This is a genomic window from Micrococcus sp. KRD077, assembly GCF_017168505.1.
Taxonomy (GTDB): Bacteria; Actinomycetota; Actinomycetes; order Actinomycetales; family Micrococcaceae; genus Micrococcus; species Micrococcus luteus.
Genome location: NZ_JABFAZ010000032.1, coordinates 49,319 through 51,157, shown reverse-complemented (window position 1 = coordinate 51,157; position 1,839 = coordinate 49,319). Strand labels below are relative to the sequence as shown.

Here is a 1,839-nt window from a genome sequence, read left to right as displayed (position 1 = left end):
CAGGTCTGGATGCGGACACGACATCCACGACCATCCTGGGCACGGAGGTGATGCCGACCTTGGAGACCTGACCGACTCAAGCCCCCACCGCCTCGAAGACGGTTACACCACTTCCAGGGACTTGACCCACGCCCGGTCCAGCCATCTCATCCTGGTCGCCGTCCACGCCCGCCTCCTCATAGAGAACAGGACTACTGAGCAGATGCGACGCTAGTGCACAGGACTACTGAACGACCAGGGCTCGGGAGTCGACGACACCACCCCCGAGAGGACGGGCCCGAGAGCGCAGTCGACTTCTGAAAATGACACGAGGACTGAGCTCGCTCGACGTACGGTGAAGGATCCCCTTACGGGCATGCGATCTGGGCTGACGCCTGTGACCGAGTGTTCAGTTCGCGCTGTATAGTTCAATCCATGATGACTATTGCTTCGCGTCTCGACGTGATGAACCGCCTGGGTCGTGCACTGGCCGACCCCACTCGATCCCGGATCATCTTGACCCTGCTCGACCATCCCGCTTACCCGGCGGAACTGGCCCGAGATCTGGACCTGACACGCCCGAACGTGTCCAACCACCTGGCATGCCTGCGCGATTGCGGGATCGTCGTCTCCGAGCCCGAGGGTCGTCGGACACGATATGAGATCGCCGATTCGCACCTGGCGCAGGCGCTGACGGCACTGGTCGATGCCACCCTGGCAGTGGACGAAGACGCCCCGTGCATCGATCCCGCCTGCTCGCTTCCCGGATGCGACGCAGCTGGGGAGGGCGCATGAGCCTCACCTCGGTCTTGCAGGCGATGGGCCTGTTCGCAGCGACCAACATCGACGACATCATCGTGCTCTCCCTCTTCTTCGCGCGAGGGGCAGGCCAGCGCGGCACTACCGCCCGCATTCTGGCCGGCCAGTACCTCGGATTCGCCGGCATCCTCGGTGCCGCGGTCCTGGTGACCATCGGCGCCGGAGCATTCCTGCCCTCGGCAGCCATCCCGTACTTCGGCCTCATCCCTCTGGGCCTCGGCCTCTGGGCCGCATGGCAGGCCTGGCGCGGAGACGATGACGACGATGACGACGAGGCCAAGGTTGCCGGCAAGAAGGTCGGCGTGTGGACAGTCGCAGGCGTCACCCTTGCCAACGGCGGCGACAACATCGGCGTCTACACCCCTGTCTTCCTCAGCGTGGAACCTCTCGCAGTAGTCGCCTACTGCATCGTCTTCCTCGCGCTCGTCGCGGTCCTGGTGGCCCTGGCAAAGTTCGTCGCCACCCGCCCCCCGATCGCCGAAGTGCTCGAACGCTGGGAGAACATCCTCTTCCCCATCGTTCTCATCGGCCTCGGCATCGTGATCCTCGTCAGCGGCGGAGCCTTCGGACTCTGACGTAGCGGCAGCGATCCAAACGGCCCCGACCGGGCGCACCCCTCTCGGTTCAGACCGCGACACCTACCTGCAGCCAGTCCTGCGTGATCGCGGCAACAAGACCGCCACGGAGCGCTGCAAAAACCCCGCCACCAAGCGAACGAAGCCACAGGGCAGGGCGTGTAAAGGGGTATACCCGCGTGGACGTGGGTCAAGAACACTCCGTGCGACCACGCAGCCCTGTCCGAAGCGCCCGCATCCCCTCAAGAATGGCGAGGCACATTCTCGCCACAATCCGTGCCAGGGAGATGCGGCCTCTTACATGGACAGACGACACGGGCCCGCCTGCCGGAGCAGACGGGCCCGTGCACTGCCTCATCGGGAAGGTCGGGTCACTCGCGGTGCAGCTTGTCCTGCACCGTGCCCGCCAGCTTCTCGAGGCGGTTGGGCACCTCCGTCGTCCCGTAGAAACGGGAGTCCGGGTGGG

General features: G+C 65.0%; 3 protein-coding genes and 1 pseudogene. 3 read left to right on the top strand and 1 reads right to left on the bottom strand.

Going from position 1 to position 1,839, the window contains the following annotated elements; genetic code table 11:
* The 3 genes from J1M39_RS08020 to J1M39_RS08010 all read left to right on the top strand — a co-directional run.
* Positions 1 to 214: hypothetical protein (locus tag J1M39_RS08020; protein ID WP_206496653.1), on the top strand; the 214-nt coding region annotated here is incomplete at its 5' end.
* A gap of 200 nt (positions 215 to 414) precedes the next feature.
* On the top strand, positions 415 to 774 hold the full coding sequence (cmtR, locus tag J1M39_RS08015; protein WP_017488126.1) for a Cd(II)/Pb(II)-sensing metalloregulatory transcriptional regulator CmtR: 360 nt from the start codon (positions 415 to 417) through the stop codon (positions 772 to 774).
* Positions 771 to 1,373 carry a cadmium resistance transporter gene (locus J1M39_RS08010; protein WP_036318100.1) on the top strand — a complete coding sequence of 201 codons (603 nt, stop codon included), beginning with the start codon at positions 771 to 773 and terminating at the stop codon, positions 1,371 to 1,373. Before cmtR ends, J1M39_RS08010 begins: the two co-directional genes overlap by 4 nt.
* Before the next feature lie 371 nt (positions 1,374 to 1,744).
* Here the strand turns inward: J1M39_RS08010 and J1M39_RS12305 are convergent.
* Positions 1,745 to 1,839 (bottom strand): annotated as a pseudogene (locus J1M39_RS12305) (manganese catalase family protein); the annotation flags it as partial.

Coding starts and splice junctions, on each gene's coding strand:
- cmtR (WP_017488126.1), top strand. CDS start 415: ATGATGACTATTGCTTCGCGTCTCGACGTGATGAACCGCCTGGGTCGT.
- J1M39_RS08010 (WP_036318100.1), top strand. CDS start 771: ATGAGCCTCACCTCGGTCTTGCAGGCGATGGGCCTGTTCGCAGCGACC.